Annotated in this window: 16 protein-coding genes; 12 read left to right on the top strand and 4 right to left on the bottom strand. The window is 63.7% G+C overall.

What is annotated here, in order from left to right; all coding sequences use genetic code 11:
• The first annotated feature begins 26 nt into the window (after nt 1-26).
• The 7 genes from VUG52_RS08075 (at nt 27) to VUG52_RS08105 (ending at nt 5483) form a co-directional block, all read left to right on the top strand.
• Nucleotides 27-1151: a protein-glutamate methylesterase/protein-glutamine glutaminase gene (locus VUG52_RS08075; RefSeq protein ID WP_050706653.1), complete on the top strand. Its 1125-nt coding sequence runs from the start codon at nt 27-29 to the stop codon at nt 1149-1151.
• On the top strand, nt 1151-1891 hold the full coding sequence (locus VUG52_RS08080; RefSeq protein WP_186735477.1) for a flagellar motor protein: 741 nt from the start codon (nt 1151-1153) through the stop codon (nt 1889-1891). Before VUG52_RS08075 ends, VUG52_RS08080 begins: the two co-directional genes overlap by 1 nt.
• A gap of 3 nt (nt 1892-1894) precedes the next feature.
• Complete coding sequence (motD, locus tag VUG52_RS08085) at nt 1895-2752, top strand: flagellar motor protein MotD (protein WP_331832666.1); 858 nt, start codon at nt 1895-1897, stop codon at nt 2750-2752.
• 78 nt (nt 2753-2830) lie between these two features.
• The gene (locus VUG52_RS08090; protein WP_028691011.1) at nt 2831-3619 is read left to right on the top strand and encodes a ParA family protein; all 789 of its coding nucleotides are present in this window, start codon (nt 2831-2833) and stop codon (nt 3617-3619) included.
• Complete coding sequence (locus tag VUG52_RS08095) at nt 3619-4539, top strand: CheW domain-containing protein (protein WP_050706650.1); 921 nt, start codon at nt 3619-3621, stop codon at nt 4537-4539. Before VUG52_RS08090 ends, VUG52_RS08095 begins: the two co-directional genes overlap by 1 nt.
• A gap of 67 nt (nt 4540-4606) precedes the next feature.
• The gene (locus VUG52_RS08100; protein WP_003254393.1) at nt 4607-5086 is read left to right on the top strand and encodes a chemotaxis protein CheW; all 480 of its coding nucleotides are present in this window, start codon (nt 4607-4609) and stop codon (nt 5084-5086) included.
• A 1-nt stretch (nt 5087) separates the two neighbouring features.
• A complete protein-coding gene (locus VUG52_RS08105) occupies nt 5088-5483 on the top strand; it encodes a DUF2802 domain-containing protein (RefSeq protein WP_023630608.1) in 396 nt (131 codons plus the stop codon).
• Between the two features lie 32 nt (nt 5484-5515).
• Here VUG52_RS08105 and VUG52_RS08110 read toward each other — a convergent pair whose 3' ends face one another.
• The 4 genes from VUG52_RS08110 to fliK all read right to left on the bottom strand — a co-directional run bounded on the left by VUG52_RS08110 (nt 5516) and on the right by fliK (nt 13064).
• Nucleotides 5516-8233, bottom strand: coding sequence for a dermonecrotic toxin domain-containing protein (locus VUG52_RS08110; RefSeq protein ID WP_331832677.1), 2718 nt, complete (start codon nt 8231-8233; stop codon nt 5516-5518).
• A 116-nt stretch (nt 8234-8349) separates the two neighbouring features.
• Nucleotides 8350-11058, bottom strand: coding sequence for a dermonecrotic toxin domain-containing protein (locus tag VUG52_RS08115; RefSeq protein WP_050706648.1), 2709 nt, complete (start codon nt 11056-11058; stop codon nt 8350-8352).
• A gap of 105 nt (nt 11059-11163) precedes the next feature.
• Complete coding sequence (locus tag VUG52_RS08120) at nt 11164-11505, bottom strand: EscU/YscU/HrcU family type III secretion system export apparatus switch protein (RefSeq protein ID WP_050706647.1); 342 nt, start codon at nt 11503-11505, stop codon at nt 11164-11166.
• Nucleotides 11502-13064: a flagellar hook-length control protein FliK gene (fliK, locus tag VUG52_RS08125; protein WP_050706646.1), complete on the bottom strand. Its 1563-nt coding sequence runs from the start codon at nt 13062-13064 to the stop codon at nt 11502-11504. The genes VUG52_RS08120 and fliK overlap by 4 nt, the downstream gene beginning before the upstream one ends.
• A 186-nt stretch (nt 13065-13250) precedes the next feature.
• Here fliK and ccmA point away from each other — a divergent pair, with 186 nt between their 5' ends.
• Genes ccmA through ccmE form a run of 5 tightly spaced genes read left to right on the top strand, consistent with a single transcriptional unit; the run spans nt 13251 to nt 15987 of the window.
• Entirely contained in the window at nt 13251-13883 is a 633-nt protein-coding gene (gene ccmA / locus VUG52_RS08130; protein WP_050706645.1) for a cytochrome c biogenesis heme-transporting ATPase CcmA, read from the top strand.
• Complete coding sequence (ccmB, locus tag VUG52_RS08135; RefSeq protein WP_028691018.1) at nt 13880-14548, top strand: heme exporter protein CcmB; 669 nt, start codon at nt 13880-13882, stop codon at nt 14546-14548. The genes ccmA and ccmB overlap by 4 nt, the downstream gene beginning before the upstream one ends.
• Nucleotides 14549-14594: 46 nt before the next feature.
• Nucleotides 14595-15362: a heme ABC transporter permease gene (locus VUG52_RS08140; RefSeq protein ID WP_050706644.1), complete on the top strand. Its 768-nt coding sequence runs from the start codon at nt 14595-14597 to the stop codon at nt 15360-15362.
• A complete protein-coding gene (gene ccmD / locus VUG52_RS08145) occupies nt 15359-15535 on the top strand; it encodes a heme exporter protein CcmD (protein ID WP_011534872.1) in 177 nt (58 codons plus the stop codon). Before VUG52_RS08140 ends, ccmD begins: the two co-directional genes overlap by 4 nt.
• Nucleotides 15532-15987: a cytochrome c maturation protein CcmE gene (ccmE, locus tag VUG52_RS08150; protein ID WP_028691020.1), complete on the top strand. Its 456-nt coding sequence runs from the start codon at nt 15532-15534 to the stop codon at nt 15985-15987. The genes ccmD and ccmE overlap by 4 nt, the downstream gene beginning before the upstream one ends.
• Nucleotides 15988-15995: the final 8 nt, after the last annotated feature.

The raw sequence follows: 15995 nt of genomic DNA on the forward strand, positions 1-15995 counted from the left end.
CGGGTGCGCCGCCTAATGGAGTGTTTATGGCAGTCAAGGTCCTGGTGGTGGATGATTCCGGTTTCTTCCGCCGCCGTGTCTCGGAAATTCTCTCGGCGGACCCGACGATCCAGGTCGTGGGTACCGCGACCAACGGCAAGGAAGCGATCGACCAGGCGCTGGCGCTCAAGCCCGATGTCATCACCATGGACTATGAAATGCCCATGATGGACGGTATCACCGCGGTGCGGCACATCATGCAGCGCTGCCCGACGCCGGTATTGATGTTCTCCTCGCTGACCCACGAAGGCGCCCGCGTCACCCTCGACGCCCTGGACGCCGGCGCGGTCGACTACCTGCCGAAGAACTTCGAGGACATCTCGCGCAACCCGGAAAAGGTCAAGCAGATGCTGTGCGAGAAGGTCCACACCATCTCGCGCAGCAACCGCCGTTTCAGCGCCTATTCCAGCCCGGCTCCGGCTGCCGCGCCAGCTCCAGCCAGCAGCCATGCGCCGACCAGCAGCTTCGCCAGCACCGCCCCTGCGCGCACGGCCGCCCCGGTCCGTGCCGCGGCACCGGCTGCCGCGCATTCGCCGGCGCCCAAGCGCAAGCCGTACAAGCTGGTCGCCATCGGCACCTCCACCGGTGGTCCGGTGGCGCTGCAGCGGGTGCTGACCCAGCTGCCCGCCGGATTCCCGGCGCCGATCGTGCTGATCCAGCACATGCCGGCGGCCTTCACCAAGGCCTTCGCCGAGCGTCTGGACAAACTGTGCAAGATCAGCGTCAAGGAAGCCGAGGACGGTGACGTGCTGCGTCCGGGCCTGGCCCTGCTGGCCCCGGGTGGCAAGCAGATGATGGTCGACGGCCGCGGCACGGTGAAGATCCTGCCGGGTGACGAACGCCTGAACTACAAGCCCTGCGTCGACATCACCTTCGGCTCCGCCGCCAAGTCCTATGGCGACAAGGTGCTCTCGGTGGTGCTCACCGGCATGGGCGCCGACGGTCGCGAAGGCGCGCGCCTGCTCAAGCAGGGCGGCAGCACCGTATGGGCGCAGGATGAAGCCAGCTGCGTGATCTATGGCATGCCCATGGCCATCGTCAAGGCCAACCTGGCCGATGCCGTGTACAGCCTGGACGAGATTGGCAAGCACCTGGTCGAGGCCTGCGTCTGATGGATGTGTTGAGCCTTATCGGCCTGATCCTCGCCTTTGTCGCCATTGTCGGCGGCAACTTCCTCGAGGGCGGCCACGTCGGTGCGCTGATCAACGGCCCGGCGGCATTGATCGTGCTGGGCGGTACCCTGGCGGCGGCATTGCTGCAGTCGCCGCTGTCGTCGTTCAAGCGCGCGCTGCAGATCGTGCGCTGGATCTTCTTCCCGCCGCGAGTGGACCTGCCCGGTGGCATCGACCGGGTGGTGAACTGGAGCCTGACCGCACGCAAGGAAGGCCTGCTGGGCCTTGAGGGCGTGGCCGACGCCGAGCCCGATCCCTATGCGCGCAAAGGCCTGCAGCTGCTGGTCGACGGCGCCGAGCCGGAAGCCATTCGCAGCATCCTTGAAGTCGACTTCCTGACCCAGGAAGCCCGCGACATCCAGGCCGCCAAGGTGTTCGAGAGCATGGGCGGCTACGCGCCGACCATCGGTATCATCGGTGCGGTGATGGGCCTGATCCATGTGATGGGCAACCTGGCCGACCCGTCGCAGCTGGGCAACGGCATTGCCGTGGCCTTCGTCGCCACCATCTACGGCGTGGCCAGCGCCAACCTGATCCTGCTGCCGGTCGCCAACAAGCTCAAGGCCATCACCCTGCGCCAGTCGCGCTACCGCGAGATGCTGCTCGAGGGCCTGCTGTCGATCGCCGAAGGCGAGAACCCGCGCTCGATCGAGCTGAAGCTGCAAGGCTTCATGGAGTAAGCCATGGCCCGTCGTCGCAAGATCGAAGAGCACGAGAACCACGAGCGCTGGCTGGTCTCGTACGCCGACTTCATCACCCTGCTGTTCGCCTTCTTCGTGGTCATGTACTCGATCTCGTCGATCAACGAGGGCAAGTACAAGCAGATTTCCCAGGCGCTGATCGGGGTGTTCAACGACCCCGAGCGCAGCATGAAGCCGATCCCCATTGGTGATGAGCGGCCACTGAGTGTCAAGCCCGCAGAGCCGCTGATCAAGGACAGCGAGCAGACCGACGCGGGCCTGGCGCAGACCAGCGTCGATCCGCTGAAGACCATCAGCGACGATGTCCGCGACGCCTTCGGCGACCTGATCAAGTCCAACCAGATGACCGTGCGCGGCAACGAACTGTGGGTGGAGATCGAGCTCAACTCCTCGCTGCTGTTTGCCAGCGCCGACGCCATGCCCAGCGACGTCGCCTTCGAGATCATCGAGAAGGTGGCGAAGATCCTCAAGCCGTTCGCCAACCCGGTGCACGTCGAGGGCTTCACCGACAACCTGCCGATCCGCACCGCCCAGTACCCGACCAACTGGGAGCTGTCGTCGGCGCGGGCGGCGAGCATTGTCCGCTTGTTGGCCATGGAAGGGGTCAGCCCCGGGCGCATGGCTTCGGTGGGGTATGGCGAGTACCAGCCGGTGGCCGGCAACGACACCGCCGAAGGCCGGGCGCGCAATCGTCGGGTGGTGCTGGTGATCTCGCGTAACCTCGAGGTGCGTCGCAGCCTGACCGGCAGCGGCAGCGCCAATGCCACCCCGGATGCGGCGATGCGCCGGGCTGGCACACAAAGTGCACCAGCCTCGCCAGCACCGTCGACCGGGGGCTGATTTCGTCAAATCCCCGTCACTGAATTTCACACCGTTCCCGGCAGGGCAGGCGGCCATACCGGGAGGAAGCAACGCACGATGAGAGTCTGGGCAGTAGCCAATCAAAAAGGTGGCGTCGGCAAGACCACCACCACCATCGCCTTGGCCGGCCTGCTGGCCGAGGCGGGCAAGCGCGTGGTCGTGGTCGACCTCGACCCGCACGGCTCGATGACCAGCTACTTCGGGCACAACCCCGATGCGCTCGAGCACAGCTGCTACGACCTGTTCCTGCACAAGGGCACGGTGCCCGAGGGCTTGCCGGGCCAGTTGCTGCTGCCGACCAGTGATGAGCGTATCTCGCTGCTGCCGTCGAGCACCGCGCTGGCGGTGCTGGAGCGCCAGTCGCCAGGCCAGAGTGGCCTGGGCCTGGTGATCGCCAAGAGTCTGGCGCAGCTGTGGCAGGATTTCGACTTTGCCCTGATCGACAGCCCGCCCTTGCTGGGCGTGCTGATGGTCAATGCCCTGGCCGCCAGCCAGCAGCTGGTGATCCCGGTGCAGACCGAGTTCCTCGCGGTCAAGGGCCTGGAGCGCATGGTCAGCACCCTGGGCATGATCAACCGCTCGCGCAAGCAGGCGCTGCCCTACCAGATCGTGCCGACCCTGTTCGACCGCCGCACCCAGGCATCGCTGGGCACCTTGAAGGTGCTGCGCGACACCTATGGCGACCAGGTCTGGCAGGGCTACATTCCGGTGGACACGCGCCTGCGTGACGCCAGCCGCAACGGTGTCACGCCTTCGCAGTTCGACGGCAAGAGCCGTGGCGTGGTGGCCTACCGGGCACTGCTCAAGCACCTGCTCACCTACCGATCCGCGTTGCAGGTGGCGTGATGAACCAGGCACGGCAGATCACCACCAAGCCACAGATGGCCTTGCAGTCCTATCTCGATGGGCTGCTGCAGGAGGCCACCGAGTCGTTCGAGCTGCCGGCGGAGCTGGAGGCACCCGTCGAGGAGCCTGTCGAGCAGGCCCCAGGCGATGACTTCGAAGCCGCGGTCCGCGAAGAACAGGCTCGTGACGCCCAGCGCCAGGTGGCCCCGGCCCTGCCTGCGGCGCGGCCCTTTGCCGAGCCGCAGGCGAAGGTCCTGCCGACCGTGCTGCCGCCTGCCGCGCCGGTGGTGGAGCCGGTGGTCGCCGTGGTCGAGACCGAGGTGGTGGCCGAAGCCAGCATCCCGGTCCTGAGTGAAACCCAGATCATCGAACCCGTGGCGCCGCTGGTGGAGCTGCATGTGCCGGCGGCACCCGCCGCGCCGACGCCGCCGGCCAGCGTCGATGGCCGTCCGGATTGGGCCGCCGAGCCGTTCGAATGCCTGTTGTTCGATGTCGCCGGGCTGACCCTGGCGGTGCCGCTGGTATGCCTGGGTTCGATCTACACGCTTGCCGGCCAGGAGCTGACACCACTGTTCGGCCAGCCGGACTGGTTCCTCGGCATCCTCACCTGCCAGGCGGGCAACCTCAAGGTACTCGACACGGCGCGCTGGGTGATGCCCGATCGCTACCGCGACGATTTCCGCCAGGGCCTGCAATACGTGATTTCCGTGCAGGGTTATGAGTGGGGGTTGGCCGTGCACCAGGTCAGCCGCTCACTGCGCCTGGACCCGAACGAGATCAAGTGGCGCAGCCAGCGCGGTCAACGCCCGTGGCTGGCCGGCACGGTGATCGAACACATGTGCGCGTTGCTCGACGTCGCCGAACTGGCCGAGCTGATCGCCAGTGGCGCGGTCAAGCAGATGAACACAAAACACAACTGAATCAACGCCGCTACTGCCGCGGCAACACAGAGCACACCGCCGATGGCGGATTTTGAGGGCTAGGGGAATGAAAAAGTCGTCTGCACAAGGTTCCGAAGATCCGATCCTGCAGTGGGTAACCTTCCGTCTGGACAATGAGTCCTACGGTATCAACGTCATGCAGGTGCAGGAAGTCCTGCGCTACACCGAGATCGCCCCGGTTCCGGGCGCCCCCAGCTATGTACTGGGCATCATCAACCTGCGCGGCAACGTGGTGACGGTGATCGACACCCGCCAGCGCTTCGGCCTGATGCCGACCGAAGTCACCGACAACACCCGCATCGTCATCATCGAGGCAGACAAGCAAGTGGTCGGCATCCTCGTCGACAGCGTCGCCGAAGTGGTCTACCTGCGTCAGTCGGAGATCGAGACCGCGCCGAACGTCGGCAACGAAGAGTCGGCCAAGTTCATCCAGGGCGTTTGCAACAAGAACGGCGAGCTGCTGATCCTGGTCGAGCTGGACAAGATGATGACCGAGGAAGAGTGGTCCGAGCTGGAGAACATCTGAGTTGATCTTCGAGGTTGCTGTCATCTTCCTGGCGCTGCTCTGGGCGCTGAGCCTGTGGTTCTTCCTCAACTACAGCAAGCGCCAGCGCGAGCTGGCCGCCCAGCAGGCCCAGGGCGATGCGCTGCGTGACCAGCGCATCAAGGACCTGGCCAAGCGCCTGGACGACTATCAGAACGGCACCGTGCGCATGGGCGAGGCGATCCATGAGCTGCGCGCGGTGGTTGCGCCGTTGCCCGAGAAGCTGCAGCAACTGGAGCAGCGCGACCCTAACAGCGTCACCTTCGCCCAGGCCGCCAAGCTGGTGGGGATGGGCGCGAGCGTCGAGGAGCTGACCCAGACCTGCGGGTTGACCCAGGCCGAGGCGCAGTTGATGAGCAAGCTGCACCGTGGGGAATGATTGATCGGGCGACGCAAGTCGCCCGGTTGTTGTCAGGCCTTGCCCCATGAATGCGCGTTGCCGATCTCCACGAGGGCACTCAGCGCCTGGTCGCTTTTCTCGGCGGCATCAATGGCGCCGAACGGCTCTGCCATGAGGAATCGGAAGTTGCGTTGAGGAGTCGATCTCAGCTTGGCGATTTGTCGCAGGATGCGCAGCCGGGACAGCTCCTCGTTGTCGACATCGTCAATCACGTCGTTGAGCACGCGAGGTCCGGTCATTCTGCTCAACTCCTTTACGTAATCCTCGTAGCCGACTTCACCCTTCAATGGTCTGCTCTCATAGAAGTCTGGCTTGTCGAGGAAGCGTTCGCGCATCACTTCGGAGATTCTTTCCAAGGTGTAGTTGTCTGCATGGCTGCCGATGATGCTGGTGCCGTATTCGAGATGCATGCCCATGAGGTCGTTACTCATCGGGGCGCTCAGGACCAGCCCCTCCGGAGTCGTTCTCAAGGTGGTCGAGCCGATCAGTGCTTTGGTGTCCAGATTGTGCGTGGCACTCTGCAAGGTGTCGTCGACGTCCATGTAAATTCCGCCTTCCGCGTTGAGTAGCGGGTAACGGAGTACGTCACAGGCCGAGGCGAAGTGTTTCATCTCGATGGCCTTTTGGTATTGGGTGTAATACTCGGTGTCCTTGAAGTCTTCGAAGGGCTGTTCGTCTTCCAGCTTCAATATCTCCAGCTTGTCGCTGTATTTCGCCAAGTTTGTCTCATTGATGGCGAATGCCTGCGGGTTCTCCATTGACAGATACATCCGATAGCGATAGCTGGTTCCCCGCAGGCGTTCGACGTTGGTGCCGACGGTTTTCAGCAGGTCTTCAGGAATAACCTTGTCACCCACCCAGATACTGATGATTGTCTTGGGCAGCGCTTTCAGATCGGCTCCGTTGACCGCTGGAATTTCGATGGGCAGCTGCAAGTCGACACCCAGAGCACGCAATGTCTTCATGCGCATCTGGTTTGTAACCAGGCGGTTGGTGTCCTCCATCGCAACCAGACCGTTACTTTGAGGCGTGACTTGATAGAACGTCGGTTGTCTGTTTTCGGCATCCGATTCGAGAATGAATGCGTCGTGCTCGCTGTCGTACCGCACCACGACCTTGCGTTCGTCCAGGACTGCTTCCAGGCGCGTGGCGCCAGTTTCTCCGTCAATGACTCTGTTTACCCACTGGGCTACCGGGCTATCTCCCGCAGACACGGTTGGCAACGGGAACGAGGGGCGAGGGAAGTATCTTGCCGGGTCCTCTTCCGGTAACCGGGGAGGGTCCATGGGGCTCAGGGAGTAGCCCAACTGATCGTTCACTCGCGTTGGCGTGACGAATCGCCAGTTTTTGCCTGGAAACAGGATTTGTGGGCGGGTCGCCAGTAGCAAGGGCAGCGGTGCGGCATTGAGCAGGCCGAACTCGATGTTGCTCACGCCGCCCGCTTTGTCCTCGGGTGTCTTGCCGTTGATCGCCTGGTCGATTCCCAAGCCAAACTGCGCGATGCCACCGACGGCCAGCAGCGGTATGAGTTCAGGAACCACTAGCGCCAGGGGCGCCAGCAGATTGATCGAGGTCACCAGGTAGTCCCGCCAGCGGGCCTTGGTCACTTGCGTCTTGCTGGTGATGAGAAAGTCGGCGTCGGCATAGCTGCGTTTGCGCTGGCGCAGCGTGAGGGCTTCGAACAAGTCGCCTTCTATCAATGGGCTGTACTTGTGAGCCTTGTAGTTGACGTAGTCCCTGGGCGGCCAAGGACCATCGACGGTAAAACCGGGTCGGTTGGGCGACCGGGTGTGAAAGCGTGGGTAGGTGCCAAGGCCGTCCAGCGCGGTATCCAGCCCACTGAAGTCCAGGCCGTCGGGGGTGTCGGCCAGTTTGAAATACTGACGCAGGCGCTGGCGTTTTTCGCTGTCACGGCACTGTTCGGCGAACCAGTCCTTCAGGGCGTTCATGCCATCGAACTCATGGAAGGGTGATGAGTTGCCCGGCAGGTACAGCAGTACTTGCGGATGTGCTGGGTCAGCAATCTGGATGATGTCGGTGGCGGCGTAGCCATAGACATTCAAAGGCCTGATTTCAAGGCCCGAAGCGCTCGGCATGAGTCCCGCCGCTTGCCAGGCCAACTGACGGCCAGCGTCACTCAAGGAGCCTTCCTGGACCTGTTTGTTGCAGGCGGCGATAAAGCTTATTTGCAGAGACTGTGGATGGGTTTTGCTGGTCTTTTGCCAATACTCGTCCAGCATCGTGACGAAGCGGGCGTGCAGGTCCAGGTTCCAGATGAACTGCTGCATGGCCTCGACATCGACCGGCAGGTGCGTGGTGCTGTCGTAGCGCGCCGGGGTGGACCTGCTGAAGATGCCGTTGAAGACCGAGAAACGTGCGCTGTTGTCGAACGGGCCGGGCTCCGGCAGATGTTCGACAATGGTCAGCGGGCCGTCTGGCAAGGTGCCTGCCCAGTTTCCCGGGAATAGCTGGCCGATCAGGTCCTTGTTGTTTTCACCTTGCCAGTTCGACAGCACCGCCTGGGTGAGCGAAAGGCGCTGGGCAACCACGGCCTGATTACCCCGGTAGTGCAGGGTGACGACGTCGGTCTGGTCGGGGTCAAGCTGATGCTGCTCCTGCTCTGCCCATTCACGGATTGCCTTGGCGGCATACAGGTTAGGACTGGGAATATTCTGCAGGTGGCGGCGGATGAACTGTTCGCCCGCGTTGTTTACAAAAGTGGAAGCCATTGGAATCGAACCGCGTGGATAAATGAGGCTCTACGGTAGCGACGGCGGTTACCCAAGCTTACGTATATGTTTACCACCAGGATGATAAAGGCGGCCGTCAGGCCGCCCCGGCTGTATCAGGGCTTGGCCCAAGAGTGGTAGTTGCCGACTTCGGCTACATGGTTGAGCGGTATGTCGCCTGTCGCGGCTTCACGCAATGCCTGCTCGACGGGGGCCACCAGGTACAGCGCATTGTGTTGCGGCAAGGCGTGCAGGTTGATGATTCGCCGCAGTTCCCGCAGCCGTGGCAGGCGCTGGTCGATGACATCGTTCAGCAGGCCAGGCCCGGTCATGTGGCTCAGGCGCAAGGCATAGGCATCGAATTCGGGCCCCTTCACTACGGGCCTGTTGCCGTAGAAGTCACGGTTGGCCAGGTAGCGTTCGTGCATGGCGTCCGAGATCGCTTGCAGCGTCGGGTTGCCGGCATGGCTGGCGATCATGTTGGTGTTGTACTGGCAGTACATCCCCAGGGCGTCGTTGTTCATCGGGACACCTAAAATGAGGCTGTCCGGTGTGGTGGCCAGGGTCACCGAGTCGATCGCGGCGCGGTTTGGATTGTCTGGATGAGCCGGGTCGGCGAGCAAGGTATCGTCGACGTCCAGGTACAACCCGCCTTCTTCGGTGAGCAGGGGATAGCGCAGGATGTCGGATGCCGAGGAGAAATTTGCACCTGCGCCGCTAACGGCATCCTGATACTGCTCGAAGTATTTGCTGTCGCGCAACCTTGCGAAAAACGGTTGCTCCTCCAGGGTCAGTACATCGAGATTCGGTGCGTGCGCGGCCAACAGCCGAAGGTTCTCGCTGAAGGCCTGGGCATTGGCGTTGGACAGGAACAGCTGATAGGCATACTGGCTGGTCGTCAGGCGCTGCTGGTTGCGTGCCAGTGTGGTCAACAGTTTGGGGGCGATCACCTTGTCGCCCACCCAGATGCTTGAGATCTTGCGCGGGATCGGCTGGCGCAGGTGTGCCTCGAAAGGCGGGACTTCCAAAGGCAGTTGCACATCCACGCCCATGGCTCGCAGACTGCTCATGCGCATCGGGTCGGTGACTGTCCGGGCGTTCGGGGTCATCTCGACAAGTCCGTGGCCTTCTGGCGATACCCGGTAGTAGGTTGGCCTTATCTCGTTCGCCTCGGACTCGAGGATGAACGCATCATGTTCACTGTCGTAGAGAACCAGTGTGTTGTAGCCATTCAACAGGGACTGCAGCTGCGCTTCCGAGTCCGCAGAGACCGGCACGCGCGCCAGCCATTGGGTGATGGCGGTATCGCCACCAGGCAAGGGCGGCACCGTCGAGCCAAACAAACCGACCAGTTTGCGCTCAGGCAGCGCGGGTGGTGTGATCGGGCTGAGCGGGTAGCCCAGTTGGTGGTTTACCCGGCAGGGCAAGACAAAACGTCTGCCCTGGGAGGGGTACATCACGCGAGGTTCCGCCAATGGCCGCAAGGCAAGTGGTGCAGCGTTCATCAGGCCGAACTCGATGTTCGTCACGCCCTCGGCCTTGTCTTCGAGTGACTTGCCGTTGATTGCCTGATCGATTCCAGCCGCGAACTGGGCAATGCCACCCAGGGCAAGCAGCGGCGCCAGTTCTGGCAGTACCACGGCCAAGGGTGCCAGCAGATTGATTGTATTGATCACGTAGCCGCGCCAGCGCGACTTGGTCACCTCCTGATTGCTGGTAACGATGAAGTCGGCGTTGGCATAGCTGCGCTTGCGCTGGCGCAGGCTCAGGGCTTCGAACAGATCGCCGTCGAGCTTCGGGCTGTATTTGTCCGGACGGTAGTTGACGTAGTCCCTGGGGGACCAGCGGCCGTCGGTGGTGAATCCCGGTCGGTTTGCCGAGCGGTAGTGTATGCCAGGGTAGGCGCCAAGGCCTTCGAGGGCTGTGTCCAGACCGCTGTAATCAAGGCCATCCGGCGTGTCGTCCAGGCTGAAGTGCTGGCGTAGTCGCTGGCGTTTTTCAGGGTTTTGGCATTGCTTGGCGAACCAGTCCTGAAGCGCCGCCATGTTGGCGAACTCGTGAAGGGGGGAGGCGTTGCCTGGCAGGTAGAGCAGGGTGAGCGGCTGGGATTTGTCGGTGATGCACAGCAGATCGGTGGCGCTGTAGCCGTAGACGTTCAGTGGCCTGATTCGCAGGCCGACCGCCCGGGGGGCCAGGCCGGCAGCCTGCCAGGCCAGCTGGCGCGCGTTATCGCTCAACGAGCCTTCGCTCACTTGCTTGTTGCAGGCGGTGATGAAGCTGATCCGCATGGACAACTGGTGGCCATGCAGGGCGTGCTGCCAGTAGTCGTCCAGCATGGCGGTGAAGCGGGCGTGAAAGTCCAGGTTCCAGATGAAGCGCTGCAGGGCCTCGACATCCACGGCAAGATGCGTCGTGCTGTCGTATTGGCCGTTGCCGGTGCGGCGGAACAAACCATTGAATACCGAATGATCGGCACCGTTGGCCCATGGTCCGCGAGCTGGAAGTCGATCGACGATCTGCAGTGGGCCGGACGGCAGTGTGCCGGACCAATGACCCGGGAGCAGTTGGCCGATCAGGTTCTTGTCGGTCTCGCCTTGCCAGTTTGAGAGCACGGCTTCGGTCAGTGACAGGCGCTGGACGATGACAGCCTGGTGGCCTCGATAGTGCAGGGTGACGACGTCGGTCTGATCCGGATCCAGGTCCGATCCCTGGTGTTTGGCCCAGTCACGGATGGCTTGGGCGGCGTGCTTGTCGGGGCGGGGGATGGCCTGCAGGTGATCGCGGACGAGCTGTACACCCAAGTTGGTGATGAAGGGTAAAGGCATGATTGAGTCGACCTGTGTGAGAAACCAGGCACAACGGTGACTCAACCCCAATGGCGGGGAGCGGTAATGAATTATCGCGCAAGCATGGCACCACTCCCAAAGGGGTCAGTGCGTATCCACGCCTGCCGGCAGGAACAGCTGCTCGGGCGTGATATCCCGTGGCGGCGCAGGTTGGTCGTCGAAGCCCACCGGCACTTTGCCGCGCAATTGCCAGGCGAAGGCGATGATCTCGGCGATGGTCAGGTACAGCGCCTCGGGAATCTGCTCGCCCAGTTCCAGCCTGGCCAGCAGGCGTACCAGCTCGGCGTTCTCGTAGATCGGCACTTCATGTTCGCGGGCCAGGGCGAGGATGGCCTCGGCCAGTTCGTCGTCGCCCTTGGCGCTCAGGGTCGGCGCCTGCTGGCCGTCGTAGCTCAGGGCGATGGCCTGGCGTGGTTGCTTGTTCATGCGGTTTCATCCACCCAGCGTTGTTCGAGGCGTGTGCGTGGGCCTTGCGGTGGCGTGCCGGGGTGGCACTCCAAATCACCGACATCCAGGCCGCGGGCCAGCAGGCGTTCGCGCAGCGTGCCGAGCTGACTGTCGATCAGGCGGGCGGTCTGTTCCTGCTCTGCCCACAGCTGTCCCGACAGACGTCCTTGCAGCAGTTGCGCCTGGACCTGCAGCGGGCCGAGCGGTGACAGGTCGAAGGCCAGTTCGATCCGCCATATGGCCTCCAGTGGATCACGCCCTTCACGTTCGCGATCCGCTTGCTGCTCCGGCGTTTCCTCGCGCTGCAGCTTGACCTGCAGGGGAATGAACTCCTGGCCATGGCGGATGGGGATCTCGGTTTGCCAGGTGGTCTGCTGGTTGCCGTTCTCCAGTGGTCCGGATTGCTGCAGGCTGGACAGTGCGTGGCTCTGCAGGCGCGAGATGGCGGCGGCGGCCAGGCGCAGCAACTGCTGCAGGTCGCCTTCGTTTTCCAGGCTCTGCAACAGCCGCGAGGGCAACGGGAAGGCTCCAGGTTGCGGGCGCGGGCTGACCTGGCCGAGCATGCCCAGGGCGCTGCGGGCGAAACCAGGCAGGGCATGGGCCAGCGTACTGGTCTGTGCGGGCGTGAGCGCTTGTCCCGTGGGGGGATTGGGCAACTGTGCGATCAGCCTGACCAGTTGTGTCTTCAGGTCGGGCGCCACGCCGCTTGCCAGGCCGCCCAGCAGCTTGGCTTCAAGGAAGGCGCCACTGTTGTTCAGCGCCTGGGCCAGATTTTTCGCATCACCCAGTTGGCGGGCATCGGGCAGGCTGGCCAGCAAGCGTTCGGCGCTGGCGCGCAGTTGTGTGCCAGTGTCGCCGGAGGTGGCGACCTGCTGCAGGGCATTGAGCAAGCCAGGCAGCGAGGCCTGTCGGCCTTGCTGGGTCACCAGCTGCTGGGCAATGGCCAATTGATCCTGGCGGCCGCTCAAGGGAACGAAGCGCAGCGACTGGTCACCTTGTACCAGCGCGCTGAGCAGGCTGCCGACGGGCAGTGGCCGCGGGCTGTCGATGGCCAGGGTGGCGCCGGCCTGGCTGCTGTTGAGCAGGCTTACCAGCGAGCGGAAACTGGCGATCTCGCCTGCGTTCTGCGGCAGGGGCTGGCTGGTCAGGACCTTGCCTTGCAGCAGTGTGCCGACTGGAACCTGGCCGGTGTCCAGGCGGGTGAGGGTAGTGATGTTGTTGGCGTGGACCTTCTGCACCATGACCGCCAGGCGATTGCTTTCAGTCTGCGTGACCGTGACCTGGCTGCCTTGGGGCAGGGGTTGGCTGGCATTGGCCTGCAACTGGGTCTGGTTGCCGTTGCCCTGGGTCAGACGCAGCGATAGCTGGAAATCAACGCCGACCTGGCGCATCGACATGACCTCGGCACGTGCCGTCTCACCCGGGGCCAGCAGGCCGGGTTGCGCTTGCAGCAGGCGCAGCAGCTCGCCGGTCATGGCCGCCTTGGCCGCCTGGGGCCCTGGCACGGTTTGTGCGCCGAGACTATTGATTTCAGTCATGATTGTATACAACCTGTCGAACTCGGCCTCTTGGCAGCGCGGTGACGCGTGTAATAATGCCGACCGCCCATTGTTGCCAGTATAACGGCAGCGCGGCGGGCGACTTGAGACATAGGGGCTTTGGAGCGGCGTTACCCGCGAAGCAGGCGACACCGCGCCGAAGCCCTACAAAGATAAGGCGAAACCGTGACCCTTCACCTCCAAGCCGCAGGCCTGGCCTGCGAGCGCGACTGGCGCTTGCTGTTCGAGCAACTCGATTTCGAGCTGGGCGCCGGCGACATGTTGCAGATCAGCGGCCCCAACGGCAGCGGCAAGACCAGCTTGCTGCGCCTGCTGGCCGGGCTCATGCAACCCACCGCCGGGCAGATCCTGCTCGGCGGCCAGCCATTGGCCGAACAACGCCATGCCCTGGCCAGCATCCTGCTGTGGATCGGCCATGCCGCCGGGATCAAGGATTTGCTTACCGCCGAAGAGAACCTTGCCTGGCTCTGCGCCCTGCACCGGCCGGCCGGTCGCGAGGCGATCTGGCAGGCGCTGGAGGCTGTCGGCCTGCGCGGTTTCGAGGATGTACCCTGCCACACCCTGTCCGCCGGCCAGCAGCGCCGGGTCGCCCTGGCACGGCTTTATCTGGACAGCCCGCCGCTGTGGATCCTCGACGAACCGTTCACCGCCCTCGACAAGCAGGGCGTGGCCCAGCTGGAGGCCCACCTTGCGGCCCACTGCGAGCAGGGCGGCACCGTGGTGCTGACCACCCATCACACGCTCGAACGCAAGCCATCCGGTTACCGTGAGCTGAACCTGGGGCAGTGGGCGGCATGAGCGTATTCCTTCTGCTGTTGCGCCGCGAGGCGCGCCTGTTGTTCCGCCGCCCGGCGGAGCTGGCCAATCCGCTGGTGTTCTTCGCCATCGTCGTCGCCCTGTTTCCGCTGGCGGTCGGTCCTGAGACACAATTGTTGCAAACCTTGTCGCCGGGACTGGTCTGGGTCGCGGCCCTGCTGGCGGTGCTGCTGTCGCTGGACGGGTTGTTCCGCAGCGATTTCGAGGACGGTTCGCTCGAACAGTGGGTGCTTTCGCCGCACCCGCTGGCCTTGCTGGTACTGGCCAAGGTGCTGGCGCACTGGATCTTTTCCGGGCTGGCGCTGGTATTGTTGGCGCCACTGCTGGCATTGATGCTGGGCCTGCCGAGCGCCTGCCTGCCGGTGCTGCTCGCCTCCCTGCTGCTGGGCACGCCGGTGTTGAGCCTGCTGGGCGCGGTGGGCGCGGCGTTGACGGTCGGTCTCAAGCGCGGCGGCCTGCTGCTGGCGTTGCTGATTCTGCCGTTGTATATCCCTGTATTGATCCTGGGCAGTGGTGCGTTGCAGGCGGCGTTGCAGAATATGCCAGCCACCGGCCATCTGCTCTGGCTCGCCAGCCTGACGGCGCTGGCGGTGACACTGGCACCCTTTGCGATCGCGGCCGGCCTGAAGATCAGCGTCGGCGAATAACGAGTCCCGGGCACCGCAGCCCGGCCAATACCCTGGATGTACCCTGATGAAAATGAGTTGGACGTGGTTCCACAAGCTGGGTTCCCCCAAATGGTTCTATGCCATCAGCGGCCGCATGCTGCCGTGGCTGACCGTTTCCTCTATCGTGCTGCTGCTGGTCGGCATCACCTGGGGCCTGGCCTTCGCCCCCCAGGACTACCAGCAGGGCAATAGTTTCCGCATCATCTATATCCACGTGCCGACCGCCATGCTCGCCCAGTCGTGCTACGTGATGCTCGCGGTGGCGGGGGTGGTGGGGCTGGTGTGGAAGATGAAGCTGGCCGACGTCGCGCTGCAGTGCGCGGCGCCCATCGGCGCCTGGATGACCGCGGTGGCCTTGGTGACCGGGGCGATCTGGGGCAAGCCCACCTGGGGCAGCTGGTGGGTCTGGGACGCGCGCCTGACATCCATGCTGATCCTGCTGTTCCTGTACTTCGGCATCATCGCCCTGGGCCAGGCCATCAGCAACCGCGACAGCGCGGCCAAGGCCTGCGCAGTGCTGGCGATCGTCGGCGTGGTCAACATCCCGATCATCAAGTACTCGGTGGAGTGGTGGAACACCCTGCACCAGGGCGCCACCTTCACCCTCACCGAAAAACCGGCAATGCCCGTTGAGATGTGGCTACCGCTGCTGCTCACCGCGCTGGGCTTCTATTGTTTCTTCGGCGCCGTGCTGCTGCTGCGCATGCGCCTTGAAGTGCTCAAGCGCGAAGCCCGCGCCAGTTGGGTCAAGGATGAGGTGCTGGGGCAGCTCGGACGGGAGGCGGTACGATGAGCTTTGCGTCCTTCAGTGATTTTCTCGCCATGGGCCACCATGGCCTGTACGTCTGGTCGGCCTACGGCATCTGCCTGGCGGTGCTGGCGCTGAATGTCGCCGCGCCCCTGCTGGCCCGTCGCCGCTACCTGCAAGAAGAGGCGCGTCGTCTGCGCCGGGAGAGCAAACCGTGAATCCGCAGCGCAAGAAACGCCTGTTCATCATCCTCGGCCTGCTGGCCGGTGTCGGCGTCGCCGTGGGCTTCGCCCTGAGCGCGCTGCAGCAGAACATCAACCTGTTCTACACCCCGACGCAGATCGCCAACGGCGAGGCGCCGCTGGACACCCGCATCCGCGCCGGCGGCATGGTCGAGAAAGGCTCGGTGCAGCGCTCGGCCGACTCCCTCGACGTGCGCTTCGTGGTCACCGACTACACCAAGTCGGTGCCGATCACCTACCGCGGCATCCTCCCCGACCTGTTCCGCGAAGGGCAGGGCATCGTCGCCCTCGGCAAGCTCAACGCCGACGGCGTGGTGGTGGCCGACGAGGTGCTGGCCAAGCACGATGAGAAATACATGCCGCCGGAAGTCACCAAGGCCCTGAAGGAAAGCGGCCAGGCCGCCAGCGACGCGGGAGCCAAGCCATGAATGCGGCC

Origin of the sequence: Pseudomonas sp. LH21 (assembly GCF_036549575.1) — a bacterium.
GTDB classification, from domain to species: Bacteria; Pseudomonadota; Gammaproteobacteria; order Pseudomonadales; family Pseudomonadaceae; genus Aquipseudomonas; species Aquipseudomonas peradeniyensis.